Here is a 19,456-nt window from a genome sequence, read left to right as displayed (position 1 = left end):
ATCCTTGATCTGACAGGGGCTCCTGGCTTTTTACCAATCATATCTTTTTTATAGAAGTAACTGAATCAAGAATAAACTTGGAGTAAGCTTCAGCACCTTTGGTCGTCAAGTGAACGCCATCGCCAGCGAACCAGTCGGGCTTGTCTTCACTAAATGAATGCCAGTCGAGCAGCTTGACATTCGGATATTTTTTACCTGTATCGGCTAACGTATCATTTACCGTATCTTGCCATTTTCGAGGCACACGTGTATTAATGAGAAGGATTTTCCGCTCTTCCCCAATCGAATCGAGAAGTTTTTCAAGCTGATCTGTTGTAAAAGGGCCGTTCGTTCCGAGGTGAATGACAACAATTTGGCCTAGTGTCTTATCGGACTTAAATTGCTTAATAATGTCCGTAGCCTGCGACAGTTGCCGACCGACTTTCCCGTCAACGACAATCCCTTCAAACATTTTCTCCAGAACCGGAGCTGCGCCCAACATGACGGAATCCCCCACAGCTGTAACCCTCTGGGTTAACGGAACCCGTGTATAAGCACCGGATGAGTTCGTCGAGGTTGCCGTCTTTTTCTCACTCTGTGTGATGTTATCCTGATTTGTTGCCCCTGGGGTAAGGGGTGCCAGAGCAGCTGAATTTTCCACTACTGGAGTTGCTGTTGGGACAAGAATCGTCTGTTCCGGCGAAGGGGTACCTTCAGGAGAAGCTGTCGGGGCAGGGCTTGCCGAAACAGGGATATTCTTGCCTTTGGGAGAAGGCGTCGGAACAGCTTCAATGACGTCAGGCGTCGTATCAACGGTAGGAGTAGCTGTCGAGACACCGTTTTTTACATCAGTCAATTGATCAGAAGGCGAAGAAATCGCATTAGTACTCGTTGGACTTTGAGAATTGAGTGCCACCTCTGTGCTGCTCCGATTGAACATGCAGGAAACGAAGATCAGTATGAGAATGGCAATCGGTACGAGTCGAATAAAAAACTTAAATTGCAGCAGATTTGCACGTCCCTCCGACCGAAATGCGGGAATTTGGGTCCATATGCGCCAATTGCCGTTTCGGAACGGGTTTTCGATAAAGGTGTAGGATAAAGCCGCAAATCCGATACTAAGTATTAACTGTATCATTTGAAGAAAATAGCTTACATCCGTATTAGGACTAGTCGAACTTGTTAATACAATCACAGGATAGTGCCAAAGATAAATGGAATAAGAACGAACGCCAATCCACCGTAGAGGCTTCCAACCGAGAATTTTGCTAACAAAGCTAGAGGGGCTTGCTGCTGCTGCAATAACGAAAGAGACTGCAATCGAAAGGACAAGCATACCGCCGGTGTACAGCGATTGATCGTATTCTCCGGTTTGAAGGAACATGTAAATGATAACCAGAAGACCAATGATACCCGTCACATTTATCCATGAACGATTTTTGCGTGAGTTAGGGTCGAGAAGTTTGCGGCTTGGGCATATAAAAGCAAGAGCTGCACCGATCAAGAGCCCGAATGCTCTTGTATCCGTCCCGTAATATACCCGGCTAGGGTCAGTACCGGGCTCATATAAAATCACCATAGCGAGATAAGAAAGAATGGCACCAGCGAGGGTGAGTAAGACAAACTTGCCACGAGTCGGGCTAAAGAAACGACTCAAGCCAATGATAATCAGAGGCCATAATAAATAAAATTGCTCTTCAATGGCGAGCGACCAAAGATGCCCGAGCGGTGAAGGAGGGCCGAAGCTCTCAAAATAGGAGACTTGATGAAAGATGTTGTACCAGTTGCTAGTATAGGTTACCGCCGACCAAATATCCCCCTGTATGGATATGAGTCTGGCATGATTTGAAATCGCCAGAAAGATGGCGACAGCGATGATCATTGACAACATGGCTGGAAGCAATCTGCGAATGCGGCGGATCCAAAATCTTTTTAGATCGATGCGATTTTTATTTTTGCGCTCTTCCAACAGCATATCCGTTATCAGGAAACCGGAGAGTACAAAAAATACACTTACTCCCAGGAATCCCCCCGAGGCCCACCCCCAGTTGAGATGATACGCAATTACAGCAAGGACCGACAGTGCTCTGATCCCATCCAATCCAGGCATATAGCGTGGATGATTTTGTTTGACTTCCTTCATGATGCTAGCTCCCCTAATTTGTCGATTCCTGAAACAAATACTTAGACTCAGATCTACGATTAGGAGTTCAAATTTTCAAAAACATTTACTCGATGCTGTTTTTTTGGTAATCTTAAAAGAAAATAAAGCTAAAAAACGCAAAATCACGGAGGAGATATGAAATGCTTGCACCGGAGAGGCATCGCTTAATATTATTGGAACTGGAATCCAAAGGGCAAGTCACCGTCGTGGAATTGAAATCGCTGTTGCAAGTGTCCCTGGATACGGTTCGCAGGGATCTTGAACGGTTAGAGCAAGAGGATAAGCTTCAACGCGTGCACGGAGGAGCGGTTTCCAAAAGAGATGAGTTAGCTACGAATCAAGCCTTCCTCAAGCGTAAAATTACGCAAAATGAAAGAAAGCAGGAACTAGCCACGTATGCTGTGGAGCTGGTGAAGGAGTATCAAGCTGTTTCTCTCAACGCCGGCACGACGAATATTGAACTCGCCAAGCGGCTTGCTGCTCGCTTCGAGAAACTCACAGTCTTAACAAATTCCCTTCGCATCGCGGATATTTTATCGCAGAAGAAGGGCTTCACGGTGATTATTCCGGGAGGTTATTTGAACCATGAGGAGTTCTCCTTGTATGGGCGATCGATTGAGGAAGAAATCACGAATTTCAATATCGACCTTGCATTCATCAGTATCAATGCGATTTCCCTGGAGAAAGGGTTGACTGATTTCCGCCAAGGTGAAGCTGAGGTCATTAATGCGATGCTAAAGGGCGCCAAGCGGAAGATCGTGGTAGCGGACTCGAGCAAATTCGAAACTGTCTCTTATCTTAACATTTGCGGATTGGATCAGATTGATTCCATTGTAACGGATTCTTTCATGGATAGGGACTTGTTGGATACCTATAAAAAACATCATATCTCGATCATAAACGCAAGCGTATCCTAGCTTGCGTTTTTATTATGTTTTCTAAGTGTTAAAAACAGCATATAACAGCATGTAAATGTAAATATCACGTAAAATATTGCAAAATGTATTGCGTTTTTGCGTCATAACCCTCTATAATCAGAACTATCAAAAGACATTAAGAAATGAGGAGTAACGATGACGTATAAAGAACGCATTAAAGCAGTAATTTTCGATTGGGCTGGAACCGTGATTGATTATGGTTGCTTCGCGCCTATGCATGCCTTTATTCAAACTTTTGAAGAAGCGGGAGTGCCGATCACAAGTCGGGAAGCGAGAATTCCGATGGGCCTTCTGAAATGGGATCACATCCAAGCTATTTTGCAGATGGAAAGAGTACAGAACAAGTGGGTGGCAACGTTCGGCAAGGAACCAGTCAAAGAAGATATTGATCGTCTATATGTGCGGTTCGAAGCTATTTTGATGGAATCGTTGAAAATGTACACGGATCCGATTCCGGGAGCGTTGGAAACAGTGAGTCAACTTCGCGAAGCGGGGATTGCCATCGGATCTACGACCGGTTACACCTCAGGCATGATGGAGGTCATCGTACCGGAAGCCAAGCGGAAGGGATACTCGCCAGACTTCATGATCGCTTCTGATCAAGTAAAAGCAGGACGGCCATATCCGTATATGATATTTCAGAACTTAACGGAGCTAGGCATCTATCCTCCGAAATCCGTCATTAAGGTTGGAGATACAGTGTCTGACATTCACGAAGGCAGAAATGCCGGGGTTTGGACGGTCGCTGTCATTCTAGGAAGCAGTGAGCTTGGTTTAACACAGGCCGAAGCCCAGAGCATGACGGAGGAAGAATTGGCTGAACGAATGAATCAAACGAGATTAACGTTTGAGCAAGCAGGGGCAGACTATATCATCGGATCGATTGCTCAGCTTCCGGCAGTGATTGAGGAGCTTGAGCGCAGCGGTTTGGAGAGGGTAATGAGATGAACCAATTTTATAATCCGGTAGCTGTATCTTTCGGAGCAACCTCTGCACAAGCATTTGCCGATTTGTTAAAAAAACGCTACCCAGACATCAAGAGGGTCCTGCTGCTTACGAGGGGAGCGGGCGTTGATAAAAGCGATTGTTTACAGCCCGTCATGAACATGCTTTCCACGAAAGAAACTAATTTGGTGGAAGTTACGCTGAATAATCCCAATGTGGCAGATATTTTGAAGCTGAAGCAGGAGATCGAGCCTTTCGACTATGAGCTGATTGTGGCAATCGGCGGAGGCAGTGTCATGGATGCAGCCAAAGTGTTGTCGGCCTTGCAAAGCAAGACGTATCAAACCGTAGACGAAGTTCGTGCAGCGATTACAAGTGAACGTTACCGTGAAGAGCCGTCTTATACGCCATGGGTCGGGATACCGACGACATCGGGAACAGGCTCTGAGGTCACCTGTTGGGCAACGGTATGGGATGAAGAATACGACAGCAAATATTCCGTGAGCGATGAGCGGTTATATGCAAGCGCAACTTTAATTCTTCCGGAGTTGACCGTTACGATGCCGCTGCGTTTAAGCGTAGCTACTGCACTGGATGCCTTATGCCATGCAACCGAAGCGTATTGGTCCGTTCATACCAACGCCATTACCAGAGTATACTCGCTCCAAGCGATCGAACGAATTCGGCGAACTCTCCCCTTATTAAACGAGGAACCGGAGAATCTGGTTTGGAGAGAACAGCTGTCCTTGGCAAGTTTGCTGGCTGGATTGGCTTTTAGCAACACGAGAACAACAGCTTGCCATTCCATCTCCTATCCGCTAACGATGCTTTATGGGATTGATCATGGTATTGCGGCCAGCCTAACACTAGCTTCGGTTATGAGGCATAACTTTGCTGCATTAATTGAACCGGACAAGTTAATGCAAGCATTTGGAGCTGCGAACGTGGACGAAGTGGATCAATTCATTCAAAGCATTTATAACCTCTATGGGGTGTCAAGCCGTCTGGGCCAATATGGCGCTACAGTTGAAGGAATCCGTCATTTGGTTTCTCTCTCGTACACGAAGGGAAGAATGGATAATAATCCTGTTGAAATATTGCCTGAAGAACTCGAGCGTATCCTCGTTTCACTTTTATAAGAGCAGTAGGTTGGATCAAATACTAGGGAGGCTTTTTAAAATGAAAAAAATAGTAACGCTTATGCTTTCATTATCACTGATCGCGGTAACAGCAGGTTGCGGTACGAAAGCCGGTGATGCGCAGAACGGATCGGCAGCTGTGAAGACGAAGGATACGCTCACGATTGCGTGGTATCCCAATGAATCCGGTGCAGAAATGAAAAGTACCCGGGACGAAATTGGTAAAGTGGTTGCCGCTGCAACTGGTAAAAAGGTGGAACACAAAACGACGACGGACTATACGATTGCCATTGAAGCCATTGCCAGCGGCAGTGCGGACATCGTCTACACGGGAGCGCAAGGTTATGTCGAAGCCAATAAAAAGAACCCGAAGGTCCTACCGTTGGTCATTCCGAGTGGAGAGTCAGGGACGCTGGAGGATGCGGTTTACTATAGCTGGTTAAACGTGCGTAAAGGCGAGGAGCAAGCGTATAAAAGCGGCGACGGCTATTCGATTGATAATATCGCAGGCAAAAAGTTCTCATTCGTATCCAATTCCTCCACATCCGGATTTAAAATTCCTTCTGCGGGCATCGTTAATTATTTTAGCAAAAAAGAGAAGACTAAAAGTTTGACCGTTGATGATTTAATTCTGGGAGGCAAAAATAATTTCTTTAGTGAAGTGCTTTTCGGTGGAACGCACCAAGGTTCGGCGATGAATCTGTTGACGGGGAAAGCTGATGTAGCCGCTTTCTGTGATACTTGCGTTGCAAACTATGTCGAGCTGAGCTCAGGAAAGGCCAACACGCCAGGAGCGGTATATAAAGTGAAGCAGGGGGCAAGTGAACCGTTTAATACGATGATTGGCAAAGAATTTACGCTGATCTCCGTGACGCCGGTATTGAATCAACCATTTGCCATTAACACAGGTACGGTAAGCGCAGAAGACAAGAAGAAATTAGTGGATACATTCACATCCGATGCGGTAACGAATAACCCTCTGATTTTCTTGCCTAAAGATTCGAAGGAGACAGGCATGTTCAAGCAGAAGAGCGGCAAAGAGAGATTTCTGACCGTGGATGATGGGTTCTTCAGTCCGGTTCGAATGCTGTCCAACTAAAAGGTAGGAAACAATGCCAAACCGATTAAGGGAGCAACTATGACGACGTTATTGGAATTCAAGCAGGTATCAAAGCAGTATGGTACGGATACAAGAGCGTTAACAGATGTTAATTTTACTGTGAAAGAAGGGGAGTTTGTTTCGATTATCGGCCCGTCAGGGGCCGGTAAGTCGACGCTGCTTCGCTGTATTAACCGTATGATTGATGCAAGTCATGGAGAAATTATATTTAGTGGGAGTAATATTCTTGAGCTCCAGAGGAGCGGGCTGAAACGGCTGCGAACGCAGATGGGAATGGTCTTCCAGCATTATAACTTAGTGAACAGGTTGTCGGTCATCGAAAACGTCCTGCACGGGCGACTTGGTTACAAATCCACACTGGAAGGTGTGTTTGGAATTTATACCAAAGAAGAGAAGCATCAAGCCTATGCGATTCTGAAAACACTTGGATTGGAAGAACAAGTGTATAAGCGATGCGATCAATTGAGCGGCGGTCAAAAACAGCGGGTTGGGATCGCCAGAGCTCTTGTGCAGAATCCCAAGATGCTGCTCTGCGATGAGCCGATCGCTTCCTTGGACCCGAATGCCTCCAAGGTCATCATGGATCATCTGCGTAATATTTCCACCACCATGGGGATTACGGTTATCGTTAACCTGCATCAAGTGGATGTGGCACTGAAATATTCAGACCGGATACTTGGCGTGAACAAAGGAGCTATCGTTTATAACGGCCCCCCGAGCGGAATTCATCGCGAGCAGTTAGCAAGTATTTACGGCACGGAGCTTCATGAGCATCAGGAGGAGCTGGAGGGTCGTTATGCAACCTGATTTCTTTGCCAGAAAGCGAATGAATACGCTGTTATTTTGCGGTTTATTACTAGCATTGACGGTTATCGCTGTTTTGATTACGAATTACAATGTCATCAAAGGTTTTACCTCGATTCCTAAAGCGGCCGAATGGGCGTTCAATAATTTTTATCCGGACGCAAAGGCATTGAAACGGCTGCCCGTTATTATTAGCAGCTTAACCGAGACTGTACTTGTATCTATAGCGGCAACCACTGTAGCTGCCTTGTTTGCCTTGATGTTCGCGATCGCAGGCTCTCATACGACGGGAACAGGAGGTGTGCTTGGCTTTGTAAGCCGATCGATCGCGACGGTATTTCGCAATATTGATGTCGCTGCGTGGTCGATGATCTTGCTGATTTCTTTTGGCCAAAATGTGCTGACCGGCTATTTCGCGTTGTTCTTCGGCTCCTTCGGCTTTTTGACCCGCGCCTTCACGGAGTCGATCGATGAAGTAAGCAGCAGCTCTGTCGAGGCATTAAAATCAACGGGGGCAGGCTATTTTTCGATTATATGTCAATCCGTAATTCCGTCCTGTATCCCACAGCTAATCAGTTGGATCTTGTTCATGATGGAAACAAACATCCGGCAGGCTACTTTAATCGGTATTTTGACCGGCACCGGTATCGGTTTTCTTTTCAGCTTATATTACAAAAGTCTGAATTACAGCGCCGCCTCACTGATCGTAATTGTCCTTGTCCTAGCTATTTTCTCCATTGAAGCGATTTCTAACTATCTACGAAAGGTGATTTTGTAAAATGAGATTTCAATCGAGCTTGATAGACGTCTCCGACCAAGACACCGGCAGAATGAAAAAGCCATTCAATAAACAAGCGATGGCGATCCGGCTCACCTTGGCTGCATTGGTCCTATTGACACTGTATGCGTTTGCAACATTTGACTATAAAGACATACAGCTGGTAGATGCTGTCATATCGACATCTCATACGGTTAAAACGATGTTTTTCCAGCCGCTTTTTAAACACATCTCCTTGTTGGGAGCCGTTGAACATCTGGTCATTACGCTTGGTCTTGCTTTTCTAACGACATTATTCGGCGCCATCATCGCGCTGGTTCTAGGCCTATTAGCAGCCAACAATTTATCTAATCCTAAACTATCTCTTGCCATAAAGGGTGCAGTAGCTTTTATAAGAGCGGTTCCTACTGTTCTATGGGTGTTGATTTTTGCGGTTGCAGCGGGACTTGGCAGCGTAGCGGCTGTCATCGGCATGACCTTCCATTCGGTTAGTTATCTCGTGAAAACTTACTCGGAGTCATTCGAAGAGTTAGATGAAGGCGTTATTGAGGCTTTGAAATCAAGTGGCGCCAATTGGGTTCAAATCGTATGTCAAGCCGTTCTGCCTTCGTCTATCACTTATTTAATCTCGTGGACATTTATGCGATTTGAGATCAATTTCGCCGTAGCGTTAGCTATGGGTGCCGCAGCTGGTGCCGGGGGAATCGGGTATGATATGTTTATGGCCAGCACCTATTATTATGATGTAAGGGAAATTGGAGCAATTACCTACCTCATTCTAGCATTTGCTATCCTGCTTGAGCTTATTGCTGGAAGAATTAAGAAGAAGTTAAGGCACCAAGGGTGAGCAGCTTCAAGCGAGTCCTGTAATGTCATTTTGCGCAAAAATAGACAAAAAAACCACCATGAAGGTGGTTTTTTGTTTTAGGTTGAGGGAACTATGTTCCGCTATTTTGCAGGTTTCAGCTGCATAATGGGCTGTCGCGGACAAATAAGAGCCTGTAGTTAGGGGGTGATCACCGCTTAAATTACAGCAGTTTCTTCAAATCTTCTACGATCGCCATAGGTTTGTCTGTGGAACCGTAGCGTTTTATTACATTACCATCTCGGTCAACAAGAAACTTCGTGAAATTCCATTTGATTGATTCAGAACCAAGCACACCTTTGGCTTCTTTTTTCAAAAAGCTATACAGGGGATCAGCATTGGAGCCATTCACATCGATTTTGTTGAAAAGCTCAAAGGTTACGCCAAAATTAATCTCGCAAAAGCTATGAATTTCTTCGTTGTTCCCTTTCTCGCCACTGCCGAATTGATTGCTCGGGAAGCCGAGAATTTCAAGACCTTCGTCTTTATATTGCTTATAGATCTCTTGAAGCTCTTTAAATTGTGGAGTAAATGCGCACTTGCTAGCTGTATTCACAATCAGCATGACTTTACCGCGGTAATCACCGATTGATTTCTGAGTTCCTTTAGCTGTTTTAACATTGAAATTATAAATGGACATAGGACACATTCCCTTCGATTTGAATTTTGTGAAATTTAATTTTTCAAAACCTTATGTACCTGAGTATAAACCTTGAACTACATTTCTGTCAATTAGATTGTGCTAAATATAATTTTAGTAAATTTAGGTTTGCTCTATGTAAAAGGAGGGCCTATATATTGTTTGAAATTAAATTTTGAGAAATAGGCAGGGTGAGTTACAATGTACAATATCGAAATAACAGGGGGAATGAGGATGAAAGAGGCAGCTGTAATGAAGCTAGAGGATATGCTCTGTTTCACGGCCTATGCAACTTCCCGTGAATTAACGCGCATTTATCGGCCTATTCTGGAGAAGTTTGGCCTTACGTATCCACAGTATTTAGTCATGGTCGTGTTATGGGAAAGAGGGACCAGCACGGTGACGGAGCTTGGCGACAGATTGCTGCTGGATTCGGGGACGTTGACACCGCTGCTGAAGCGGCTTCAAGAAGCGGATTTGGTTGTTCGCAAACGTTCTGTGGAGGATGAGCGGAAGGTTGAGGTCGCATTAACGGAAAAAGGTGCAGGGCTGCAAAACCAAATGCAGAGTGTATCAGTAGACATTTTTGCAGAAATTTGCGGGTCCTTTGAAAAATATGTAGAATCGCTAGGTCAGTTCAAAGAGCTGCTGGCAAAAGTAAATGAAGTTGCACGCCGATCAGAATAATTGTGGGCAAGCGAAATAAAAAGAATGGCCGGAGTTTCCTCCGGCCATTCTGGGATGCAAGTCCACACACACATAGAAATTTAAATGAGTGAAGATAATACTTCATATTAGGTTATAACAAAAGAGCACCTAACGAGTAGCAGACAATCATCAACAGCAGCACTGTGATATGGTTAAGCGAGAAGATGAACATCGAACGGGCCCACTTGTCCTCTGGTTTCCGCTTATATCCGTTGATGCTCATCACTAACCAGACCAGGCTTAAGATCGCATTCGCTATAGCGATATACGGATTAAAGGACCAGAACAAAAAGCTGACCAGGAATAACGCAACCAGATATACGTTCATCTGCACGTAAGTTCTGCGAATGCCCTTGACCACCGGCAGCATGGGAATGTTAGCCGCTCGGTATTCCTCCATGCGCCGAATTCCGATTGCGTAGAAGTGAGGCATCTGCCAGATAACCATCAACAGGAACAGCGCAATGGCATGGGGATGTAAAATATCCGGTGAGATCGCGGCCCAACCGATTAACGGAGGAATTGCTCCAGACAAGCTGCCAACCTCTGTATTGTAGATCGTTCTGCGTTTTGTCCACATCGTATACGGCACGACATATAAGAACAGCCCGAGGAAACCTACAAAAGCAGATAGAGGCGACGCCAGATACAAGGAGACAAGACCGCCGATTGCGATCCAAATCCCAAGGAACAGTCCGCTTCGGATATCAATGATGCCGGAAACCGTCGGCCTGTTTTTCGTTCGTTCCATGATGCGATCGATATCACGGTCGTATAAATTATTAAAAATACCAGCCGCTCCAATCACGAGGGAAGATCCGATTAGCGCTAACGTCATGTTGCCGATTTTATCCATTAGCGGTATTTGATGTACGAACAAGGCCACACTAAGCCCTGCGATCATGGCGATGAGGTTGGATTTAATAATGCCAATCTTTATGGTTTCGAAGAGTACCTTCGTGAATGAGATTGGAACTGTTTGGATGCTAACCGTATTGCTTTGAACACGCATGTCGCTAACACACCCTTCCAAGAAAATTAACCTTATGTATAGGTTACCATATAGAAGTCACTCTTGTGTCTTGCTTCTGCAAACACTCATGATTCTGTCAAAAATCTTTGTCTCTTTCGTGAATGATGCAAAAGTGGAGGATGAAGACCGGGACCCGGGGGGTTCCGGTTTTTTGTCTTACGTCTGGCAGCTGGAATCCAGCGCTGGCTTGGGATGTGACAAAATTTGATATGCTGCCTACCAGGACAACAAGAACAAGAATTGTCACTTACTTGCAGTGGGCGATGCTCCTATAATAAAGCCTAACACGTTGTCTTGTTAGTTCCGGACACTTGAACAGCGGCGATACACAAACATCAACAGGGAGGCTATTATGAAAATATTGACAACAAAAAGGGTCAGCTTGACTATGCTCGCTCCGCTTTTATTAGGAGTGTTGGCAGGCTGTGGAGAGAGTAAGGAGACGCCCAAGGCTACTACAGCTGCAAAATCTGATCTGAAAGTTCAGTTTATGGTACCGTCATTTGCGGACATTCCAGACATGAACAATGAATATTGGACGAAGTTCCAAAAAGATAATAAAGTTCAACTAAATATAGATTGGATCCCTTCAGGCGACTACGATACAAAATTTGACCTGGTTTTGGCATCCGGCAACATACCAGAGGTTATTGTTGCGAACAGCATTACGCGTCCTACGCTGCAAAATGCAGTGAAGCAAGGGGCATTTTGGGATTTGACGCCACTCTTGGGTGACTTCAGCAAGTATCCGAATTTGAAGAAAAACGGATATAAAGACGTGTGGAACTATGTCCGTACGGATGGCAAAATTTTCGGTGTTCCACGAAATCGTCCGCATATTGACCTCAGCCTCAAAATGAGAAAGGACTGGCTGGATAAATTCAATTTACCTGTGCCGACTACATTGGATGAGTACGCAACTGCCCTTAAAACCATTGTAGACGGAGACCCTGACGGGAACGGTAAGAAAGACACGGTTGGTTTGATCGGCCAAGGCAACACAGGCAATTTCTTCGCCGACAGCGATGGAAGCTTTTTGGCGGCATTTGGAGGCCTCGATCCGATTTATGGGAAAGACGGAGGTATGATTAACAAGTATTTGACACCAAATTACACGGATATGGTTTCCTATTTCCACAAATTGTATACCGACGGCGTTCTGGCCAAGGACTTCTCTGTCATTAAACAAACCCAGGCGGAAGAAATGTTTACCACAGGACGGGCCGCTTCTTATGGCAGAAATACATGGCGCGATTTCAACTTTGAACAAACGATCAAGAAAGTGCAACCTGACGCGAATGTCATTTCTTTGCCACCGATGAAAGGTCCAGGAGGTTCCAGTGTTCAGCTGTCGGTTCCATTCTCGGGAGCGTTTTATATTTCGAAACAAGTGCCGGAGGAGAAAGCAAGACAAATCCTGGACTTTTTCGAGAGAACGACGACGCCGGAACAAACGGACTATAACTACTACGGAATCGAAGGCGTCGATTATACGATGGTAGATGGCCAGCAGCAGCTCACTGAACTTGGTGTAAAACAAGTAACCGCTAACGGCACAGGAGCTATTTTCCCACTAGCCTATAATAATAAAATGAAAGTTATTAATCCTGCCGCTCCCAAAGCGTATAACGATGCCAAGGAAAAATCAGTGGCTGTTTATGCAGAAGTAGGTAAAATTGATCCTTTTTCAATCATTAATTCGAATACGTGGACGTCTATTTGGCCGAAGTTCCAATCGGAATGGCAGTCGATGGTCGTCAAAGCGATCGTAGGGCAGATTTCAATGGATGAGTACAAGGCTTATATTGAAAAGCTGAATGCGAATCCGGATTTCCAAACGGCCTATAAGGAATTCGCAGCAGATTACAAGGAGAAGTTTCCCAAATAAACAGCCAGAGGTGAGTTTCTTTCCGCTTGCTTTTTGCGGCTCCGCTCCCTATGCTTAACACACGAACCACCTGTGTGAATGAGTGAGTGGTATGACAATGGGGCTTCTTAAGAAGACGGGGAGGACTTATGGCTAACTGGAGCAGCATGTTTCTGAATAAACTAGGCAAAAAGAGGCGAACGAACACGAGAACGTATTTCTTCAAGCTCATTTGGCTTGGCTGTATTTCCGTATGTATTCCGGTGATATTGGCTAGCGTAGCGTATTATCAATTCTCTACACATCGGATGCAGAAATACATACAGGCGGAAAGCGACTCGTCCTTGACGATCATGAAGGACCGCGCCGAAACGGTTTTACAGGAAATTGAGCAGGACTCGCTCCAGTTAGCCAATGATCCTTTTATTCAGCAAGAGTTTACGAACCCTCAGGATGAAAGCGGTCTTTTGAAGCTTGATATACTGAAAAAAATTGCTTTGGTTAAAAATTTCAATAGCTTTATTAGCGAAATTTATTTGTATAACAGCACAAACAATGAGGTCATTTCCAATGAATACGGCTCCATTGAGAAAGAATATTACAAATATAAACAAAATATTGACGAATTACTTGCAATCAAACGTCCTACGCAATGGACACAGCTGAAGGGCAAGGAAGGATATATCACCTTTTACAGACAGCTGCCATTGATTGGTACGGAAGGACCCAAGGGCGTCCTCGGCTTTGAGATTGAAGCTGCCAAGCTGAGCACATTTATGGAAACAGATGCCGTCATGTTGACCGGTGATCAAGGTTTAATGATCGTGAAGCTGAACGACCCTTTTGGGATCGAGCGAAACCCCCAAGTGAACCAGGCCGAAGAAACGGCCAGATTACAAGGCATCGCGATGATCAAGGCATCGGATCAGAACTCGGGCATATTTGTCGCAGAGGGTATTGATGGGAAACCGGCACAATATCACTACGTGAAAAATGTATTTTCCAGAACTTACGTATCTGTGACGCCTGAACAGGTCATTACTGACCAATTAAGCTGGATTCGTGAAATGACGGTGCTTATTGTTCTAGTATTTGTGGGTGTCGGCATTCTTCTGACGTATATTACCTCCAAGAGGGCCTATACGCCAATCGGGCAACTGATTAGTCACAGCCGTTCTCTGCGTGGCCATGGTGTTGAGCCGAAGGAAGACGAGCTGGATATCATTAAAGAGTCTTTGGATTATTTAAGTAATGAGACGGAGAAATTGGAAAGTTATGTGCAAAATATGGAGCCGTCCTTGCGCGAGAAGTTTCTCTTCAAGCTGCTAAGCGGTGATTATACGGCTAATCAGACGCTGCTGCAGGATTGCTTAGCGTATGGCATAGGTGTTGGATTTACAAGTGTCGTACTGGTTGTCGATGCCGACCATATTTATAAAGAGAAGCGTTTTTTGCCGGAAGAGAAAGGAATTGTCGCTTTTTCCTTGGCCAATGTCATGCAGGAGTTGCTGAATCAGCATAGTCTTGAAGGTTATGTGATTCCTTATCAAGGCAGAGGCGTGGCCATCCTGCAATTCAAGCCCGAGATGGAGCAGCAAACCATGAAGGAGCTGACCTCGAACTATGCTTATGCGATGATCGAGGCGTTTCATAAGTATTTGTCCTTTGAAGTCAACGTGTGCATCGGACGATTCTATCCTTACATTGCAGACGTTCCGGTTTCCTATAAGGAAGCGATTCATGCTCTGCAATACCGGATATTCCGGGACGCAGAACCGTTATTATTTATTGATGATTTCGAGCATGGGAAAACGCAGTCACTGCTTCGGTACCCGGTAGAGCTGCAAGAAGCGATTCTTCATGCCCTTGAGCAGGAGGATTTACCTACAGCGATTCAGCATTTTGAGAAATTCACGGAAATCCTGCGCCATTCACAATCCTATGTATTTATTTATCAAAGCTATCATATCTTCCTATCGGCTTTTATCGTGTCTGTGGAGAAGCAGGGTGCGAATGTCGTCGACATTATGGAACATAATTTTTTCGGGCAGTTAAGAAATAAGCAGACGTCGAAGGAAATGACCGATTGGTTCGAGGAGTCGTTATTTCCGGTGTACCTGTGGTTAACGAAAAATGATCGGGAAGCCTCCGGTGAATCCGCGATCCAGTGGGTGTGTCAATACATTCATAACAATTATGGAAATGATTTGTCCTTGGTGCATTGTGCCGAGAGGGTAGGCGTAAGCCCCTCTTATCTGAGCCGGTTGTTTAAGAAAAAGGTAGGAAAGAACTTTCTGGAGTATGTGGTGGAAACGAAGATTGGTCAGGCCGAGCGCCTGCTGAAAGATACGGATCAAAGCATCAGCGAAGTAGCCACCGCAATTGGATACTCCGAGCGCAACTTTATCCGCATTTTTCAACGACATGTACGGATGACACCGGGGCAATTCCGCTCCCAGTTCAGGTAGGAAGAGATTCAATGAAAAGAGGAGAACGATAGGATGAAAATTAAGCGTATCGAGACTTTTACAACCCGCCAGCTTTCCGTTGTCCGCGTCACTTCGGAAGATGGGCTGCAAGGTTATGGGCAAATCGCTCCTTACCATGCTAATATTTCTGCGCTGGTGCTGCATCAGCAAGTAGCTCCGCACGCACTCGGTGCAGATGCGAATGAAATCGAAGCCTTGGCTGAAAAGGTTGTTAGGGAAGAACATAAGTTTCCCGGTTCTTATATTTGCCGAGCAGTCGGAGGTTTGGACACGGCATTATGGGATTTGAAGGGAAAACGCATGGGCAAAAGTGTTAGTGAATTGCTCGGAGGAAAACCCGGCAAAGTTAAAATTTACGGCTCCAGCATGAAGCGTAACATTTCACCGCAGGAGGAAGCTAACCGGATCTTGCGCCTCAAAGAAACGCAGGGGATCGAGGCTTTCAAAATCAGGATTGCCAACAACTTTGCGAGTGATGTGGACGTCTATCCGGGCCGTTCGGAAGAGGTTGTCCGGGCTGTAAGAGCTGCCATCGGTGACCAAACGCAGCTGTATGTCGATGCGAACAGTGGATTTACGCCGGCTAAGGCGATTGAAACAGGCAAGATGCTTGCCGAATACGGGGTGTGTCATTTTGAAGAACCTTGCCCTTACATGGAGCTGGAGTGGACGAAGCAGGTAGCCGACGCCCTGGATATTCCGGTAACCGGCGGGGAACAGGATACGGATTTGGCACAGTTCAAACGGATGATTCAGATGCGTGCCGTCGATATCGTTCAACCGGATATTTGCTATGTGGGAGGCTTGAGCCGCGCACTGGAAGTCGCTCGGATGGCCGAAGCAGCGGGAATGACCTGTACACCGCATGCTGCGAATTTATCGATGTTGACCGTCTTTACGCTGCATATGGTCTCAGCTATTCCGAACGCAGGGAAATACATGGAATATACGATTGAAGAGGATGCTTGGACGAATGGACTTTTTGCAGAGCCGTTGAAAGTTTCGGACGGTGCGGTGCAGGTTCCGCAAGGACCAGGCTGGGGCATCACGGTACGGCCGGAATGGCTTGAAAAAGCCGAGTATCAAGTGAGCGAATAAACGGGCGAGGTGCTTCACATATGCAAACACAGGTACAAACAACTGTAAAAAGTACGCGCGTTCAGGAACGGTCACGGTTATGGGCGGCCATGGTGCAGAGTAAATGGATGTACGCCCTGGCTGCGCCGGGCATCCTGTATTTTCTAATATTTAAATTCGCGCCCTTATGGGGGCTCTTGATTGCCTTCAAGGAATACAATCCTTTTAAAGGCCTCTGGGGGAGCGAATGGATTGGTTTTACCAATTTCACCGAGTTATTTCATAGTGAAGTGTTCTATCTCATGCTGAGAAATACGTTTGCGATTAATATTTTCGGCATCATATTCATGTTCCCGCTGCCGATTGTACTGGCTTTGATGCTCAATGAAATCCGGCATGAAACGTTCAAACGCATCAATCAGTCGATCGTCTATTTGCCACATTTTTTGTCATGGGTCGTTGTTGCTAGTATGACGTTTTTTATGCTCTCAACCGATGTAGGGCTAATCAATAAACTGATTTCGAATATGGGCTTCGACACGGTATCTTTTCTGTCTAACCCGAACTTTTTCTGGGGGCTGCTCACCGCCCAAAGCATGTGGAAGGAAGTCGGTTGGGGGACGATTATTTTCTTGGCTGCAATGGCAGGCGTTGACCCCCAACAATATGAAGCAGCCGTTATAGACGGGGCGTCAAGAATGAAGCAGATCTGGCATGTGACGCTGCCGGCCATTCGCCCGACGATTATTATCTTGCTGATTTTAAGATTAGGGCATATGGCAGATGTCGGTTTTGAACAAATCTTATTGATGAACAATCCGCTGGTCACTTCGGTTTCCCAGGTGTTCGACACGTATGCGTATACGATCGGTATCCTCGGAGGGAAAATCAGCGTTGGTGTGACGGTGGGGATGTTCAAAGGTGTTGTGGGCTTAATCCTTGTTATGCTGTCCAACTACGTCGTGAAGAAGCTAGGGCAAGAGGGGATATATTAAGGAGGAGTACCCATGAGTTTCGTAAAAACGAAGAAAATGACGATTTTCGATTATGTTAACTATTCGCTGCTTGCAATCATTTCTATAGCGTGCGTATTTCCATTTATTTATGTATTCAGCGTTTCCTTCACCGATCCGGAAGTCTACGTGCCATTGCAATTTTATTTATTCCCGGAAAAATGGTCGCTGTCTGCGTACAAATATATTTTATCAACAAATAGCTTCGTCAATGCCCTGAAAAGCACCGTATTCGTTACAGGAATAGGGACTGTGCTAAGTATTCTCCTCTCGTTTACATTTGCGTATGTCTTAACCAAGAAACATGTACCCGGCAGGAAATGGATGCTCGGCGGCGTTATTTTTACATTGGTGTTCAACGCAGGGATTTTGCCTAACTACTTATTAATGAAGGATATGAACCTGTTAAACTCGCACTGGTCATTAATTTTGTCAGGTCTTACGAATGCATGGAGCTTGATTGTGATAAAAGGATTTCTGGATTCCTTACCTCCAGAGTTGGAAGATGCTGCCCGGATTGATGGTTGCTCGGATATCGGCGTCTTCTGGCGCATTGTCATTCCTTTATCGATGCCGGCGATTGCCGCTTTTGTTCTGTTCTTTGCCGTTTCGTATTGGAATACGTACTTCAATGCCCTGGTTTATTTGAGCGATGCCAAGAAATGGACCTTGCAGGTGCTGGTCAAGTCGTTGGTTATCGATTCCGATGCCAGCGGTGCAGGATCTGTCGGCAGTGATGACAGAGTATTGCCGCAGGAAACGATTCGTATGGCCTCGATTGTGCTGGCTATGGTGCCGATTTTAATCATCTATCCCTTTTTGCAAAAGCATTTTGCCAAGGGAGTTATGCTAGGCTCCGTCAAAGGTTAACTAATTTAGGATGTGCCCATTCATTCACCGGCTCATAAGCAGCGGGGGAAGGAATGGGCACTTTCTGTTATTCTACATTGACTAGCCATTGCACGCATGGTAGCATCTAGGGATAATACGATCAATATATCGAACGATGTTTATCATATAAAGGACGTGACAAAATGGAGCAAAAGTATTCCGTCCCAGCGCTAGATCGGGCACATGCTGTACTTACCTTACTGACGGAGGAGCCCTACAAATGGAAGTTATCCGAGTTGTCCAAGCACTTGGGGATCAGCAAGAGTACACTGTACTCTTTACTTCAGACCATGGAGCGGCTGCAGTGGATCAATCGAGATAGAAATGAGACGTACGCTCTGGGCAGCGCGGTTGGCGATCTGGGCAGCGCTTATTTCCGCCAGTATGACCTGATTGAAGAATTCAGGCGAATGGCCGAGCCGGTTATGCGCAAGCTGCAAGAATCCGTGCAGCTTGCTCGTTTGGATGGCAGCGAAGTGCTTTACCTGACAAAAGTGGAAGCACCGACACCGGTTCAGATGGTTTCGGGGCCGGGCGTTCGTATCCCTGCTCATGCGACCGGCCTTGGCAAGTCGCTTATGATCGATATGGATGCGGAGCAAGTCAGCCGGGTATTCCCTCAGGAATCGCTCCATAAGATAACCGTCCATACCATCGGTTCCCGAGAAGCATTTTGGCAAGAATTGGAGACCGTGCGTCAAAGAGGGTATTCCTTGGATATACAGGAAGGCGTCATGGGGTTCTGTTGTGTGGCTGCACCGATTCGCCGTCTGGGTACCGTAGTTGCAGCGGTCAGTTGTTCAATGCCCATCCATCATTGGGAAGGGAAGAAGGACGAAAGCATCAGTGAAATTTGCTCTTTAGCAAAACGATTATCAACAAATATATGAGGATAGGGGTCCCGGGTCACTTAGGTGAATCGGGATTTTTTGTATGCCGAGGTGCGAAAAGAATTCGGCAAAAATCCCATTGACACAAACGAAAAACTATGGGAAGATCAATTTAA

17 protein-coding genes are annotated in these 19,456 nt (G+C 45.8%); 14 read left to right on the top strand and 3 right to left on the bottom strand.

Going from position 1 to position 19,456, the window contains the following annotated elements:
* Positions 1 to 37 precede the first annotated feature (37 nt).
* Positions 38 to 2,122 (bottom strand): acyltransferase family protein, encoded by a 2,085-nt coding sequence (locus tag ACKTT9_RS29275; RefSeq protein ID WP_407868727.1) that lies wholly within the window; start codon positions 2,120 to 2,122, stop codon positions 38 to 40.
* Positions 2,123 to 2,283: 161 nt separating this feature from the next.
* Here ACKTT9_RS29275 and ACKTT9_RS29270 point away from each other — a divergent pair, with 161 nt between their 5' ends.
* The 7 genes from ACKTT9_RS29270 (at position 2,284) to ACKTT9_RS29240 (ending at position 8,714) form a co-directional block, all read left to right on the top strand.
* On the top strand, positions 2,284 to 3,060 hold the full coding sequence (locus ACKTT9_RS29270) for a DeoR/GlpR family DNA-binding transcription regulator (protein ID WP_407868726.1): 777 nt from the start codon (positions 2,284 to 2,286) through the stop codon (positions 3,058 to 3,060).
* Positions 3,061 to 3,216: 156 nt separating this feature from the next.
* The gene (gene phnX, locus ACKTT9_RS29265) at positions 3,217 to 4,029 is read left to right on the top strand and encodes a phosphonoacetaldehyde hydrolase (protein WP_407868725.1); all 813 of its coding nucleotides are present in this window, start codon (positions 3,217 to 3,219) and stop codon (positions 4,027 to 4,029) included.
* Complete coding sequence (locus ACKTT9_RS29260) at positions 4,026 to 5,165, top strand: phosphonoacetaldehyde reductase (RefSeq protein ID WP_407868724.1); 1,140 nt, start codon at positions 4,026 to 4,028, stop codon at positions 5,163 to 5,165. Before phnX ends, ACKTT9_RS29260 begins: the two co-directional genes overlap by 4 nt.
* Positions 5,166 to 5,205: 40 nt before the next feature.
* Positions 5,206 to 6,264: a phosphate/phosphite/phosphonate ABC transporter substrate-binding protein gene (locus tag ACKTT9_RS29255; protein WP_407868723.1), complete on the top strand. Its 1,059-nt coding sequence runs from the start codon at positions 5,206 to 5,208 to the stop codon at positions 6,262 to 6,264.
* Between the two features lie 39 nt (positions 6,265 to 6,303).
* Positions 6,304 to 7,092 (top strand): phosphonate ABC transporter ATP-binding protein, encoded by a 789-nt coding sequence (gene phnC / locus ACKTT9_RS29250; protein WP_407868722.1) that lies wholly within the window; start codon positions 6,304 to 6,306, stop codon positions 7,090 to 7,092.
* Positions 7,082 to 7,867 (top strand): PhnE/PtxC family ABC transporter permease, encoded by a 786-nt coding sequence (locus tag ACKTT9_RS29245; RefSeq protein ID WP_407868721.1) that lies wholly within the window; start codon positions 7,082 to 7,084, stop codon positions 7,865 to 7,867. The genes phnC and ACKTT9_RS29245 overlap by 11 nt, the downstream gene beginning before the upstream one ends.
* A gap of 1 nt (position 7,868) precedes the next feature.
* A complete protein-coding gene (locus ACKTT9_RS29240) occupies positions 7,869 to 8,714 on the top strand; it encodes a PhnE/PtxC family ABC transporter permease (RefSeq protein ID WP_407868720.1) in 846 nt (281 codons plus the stop codon).
* 181 nt (positions 8,715 to 8,895) lie between these two features.
* Here ACKTT9_RS29240 and ACKTT9_RS29235 read toward each other — a convergent pair whose 3' ends face one another.
* Complete coding sequence (locus tag ACKTT9_RS29235; RefSeq protein ID WP_407868719.1) at positions 8,896 to 9,372, bottom strand: glutathione peroxidase; 477 nt, start codon at positions 9,370 to 9,372, stop codon at positions 8,896 to 8,898.
* A gap of 234 nt (positions 9,373 to 9,606) precedes the next feature.
* Between ACKTT9_RS29235 and ACKTT9_RS29230 the strand changes: the two genes are divergently transcribed.
* Complete coding sequence (locus ACKTT9_RS29230) at positions 9,607 to 10,059, top strand: MarR family winged helix-turn-helix transcriptional regulator (protein ID WP_127454798.1); 453 nt, start codon at positions 9,607 to 9,609, stop codon at positions 10,057 to 10,059.
* Between the two features lie 112 nt (positions 10,060 to 10,171).
* Here the strand turns inward: ACKTT9_RS29230 and cyoE are convergent, their stop codons facing one another.
* A complete protein-coding gene (cyoE, locus tag ACKTT9_RS29225; protein ID WP_157318808.1) occupies positions 10,172 to 11,092 on the bottom strand; it encodes a heme o synthase in 921 nt (306 codons plus the stop codon).
* A 373-nt stretch (positions 11,093 to 11,465) separates the two neighbouring features.
* Here cyoE and ACKTT9_RS29220 point away from each other — a divergent pair, with 373 nt between their 5' ends.
* The 6 genes from ACKTT9_RS29220 to ACKTT9_RS29195 all read left to right on the top strand — a co-directional run bounded on the left by ACKTT9_RS29220 (position 11,466) and on the right by ACKTT9_RS29195 (position 19,340).
* Entirely contained in the window at positions 11,466 to 13,001 is a 1,536-nt protein-coding gene (locus ACKTT9_RS29220) for an extracellular solute-binding protein (RefSeq protein ID WP_407868718.1), read from the top strand.
* 128 nt (positions 13,002 to 13,129) lie between these two features.
* Positions 13,130 to 15,448 (top strand): helix-turn-helix domain-containing protein, encoded by a 2,319-nt coding sequence (locus tag ACKTT9_RS29215; RefSeq protein ID WP_407868717.1) that lies wholly within the window; start codon positions 13,130 to 13,132, stop codon positions 15,446 to 15,448.
* Positions 15,449 to 15,481: 33 nt separating this feature from the next.
* Entirely contained in the window at positions 15,482 to 16,567 is a 1,086-nt protein-coding gene (locus ACKTT9_RS29210; protein ID WP_407868716.1) for a mandelate racemase/muconate lactonizing enzyme family protein, read from the top strand.
* A 20-nt stretch (positions 16,568 to 16,587) separates the two neighbouring features.
* Positions 16,588 to 17,541 (top strand): sugar ABC transporter permease, encoded by a 954-nt coding sequence (locus ACKTT9_RS29205; RefSeq protein WP_157318803.1) that lies wholly within the window; start codon positions 16,588 to 16,590, stop codon positions 17,539 to 17,541.
* Positions 17,542 to 17,553: 12 nt separating this feature from the next.
* Positions 17,554 to 18,429 carry a carbohydrate ABC transporter permease gene (locus tag ACKTT9_RS29200; RefSeq protein ID WP_127454788.1) on the top strand — a complete coding sequence of 292 codons (876 nt, stop codon included), beginning with the start codon at positions 17,554 to 17,556 and terminating at the stop codon, positions 18,427 to 18,429.
* 164 nt (positions 18,430 to 18,593) lie between these two features.
* The gene (locus ACKTT9_RS29195; protein WP_407868715.1) at positions 18,594 to 19,340 is read left to right on the top strand and encodes an IclR family transcriptional regulator; all 747 of its coding nucleotides are present in this window, start codon (positions 18,594 to 18,596) and stop codon (positions 19,338 to 19,340) included.
* Positions 19,341 to 19,456 lie beyond the last annotated feature (116 nt).

It is taken from the genome of Paenibacillus sp. P36 (assembly GCF_045866505.1).
Lineage (GTDB): Bacteria > Bacillota > Bacilli > Paenibacillales > NBRC-103111 > Paenibacillus_E > Paenibacillus_E chondroitinus.
The sequence above is the reverse complement of the archived record's forward strand: the minus strand, read 5'-3'. Positions and strand labels throughout refer to the sequence as shown.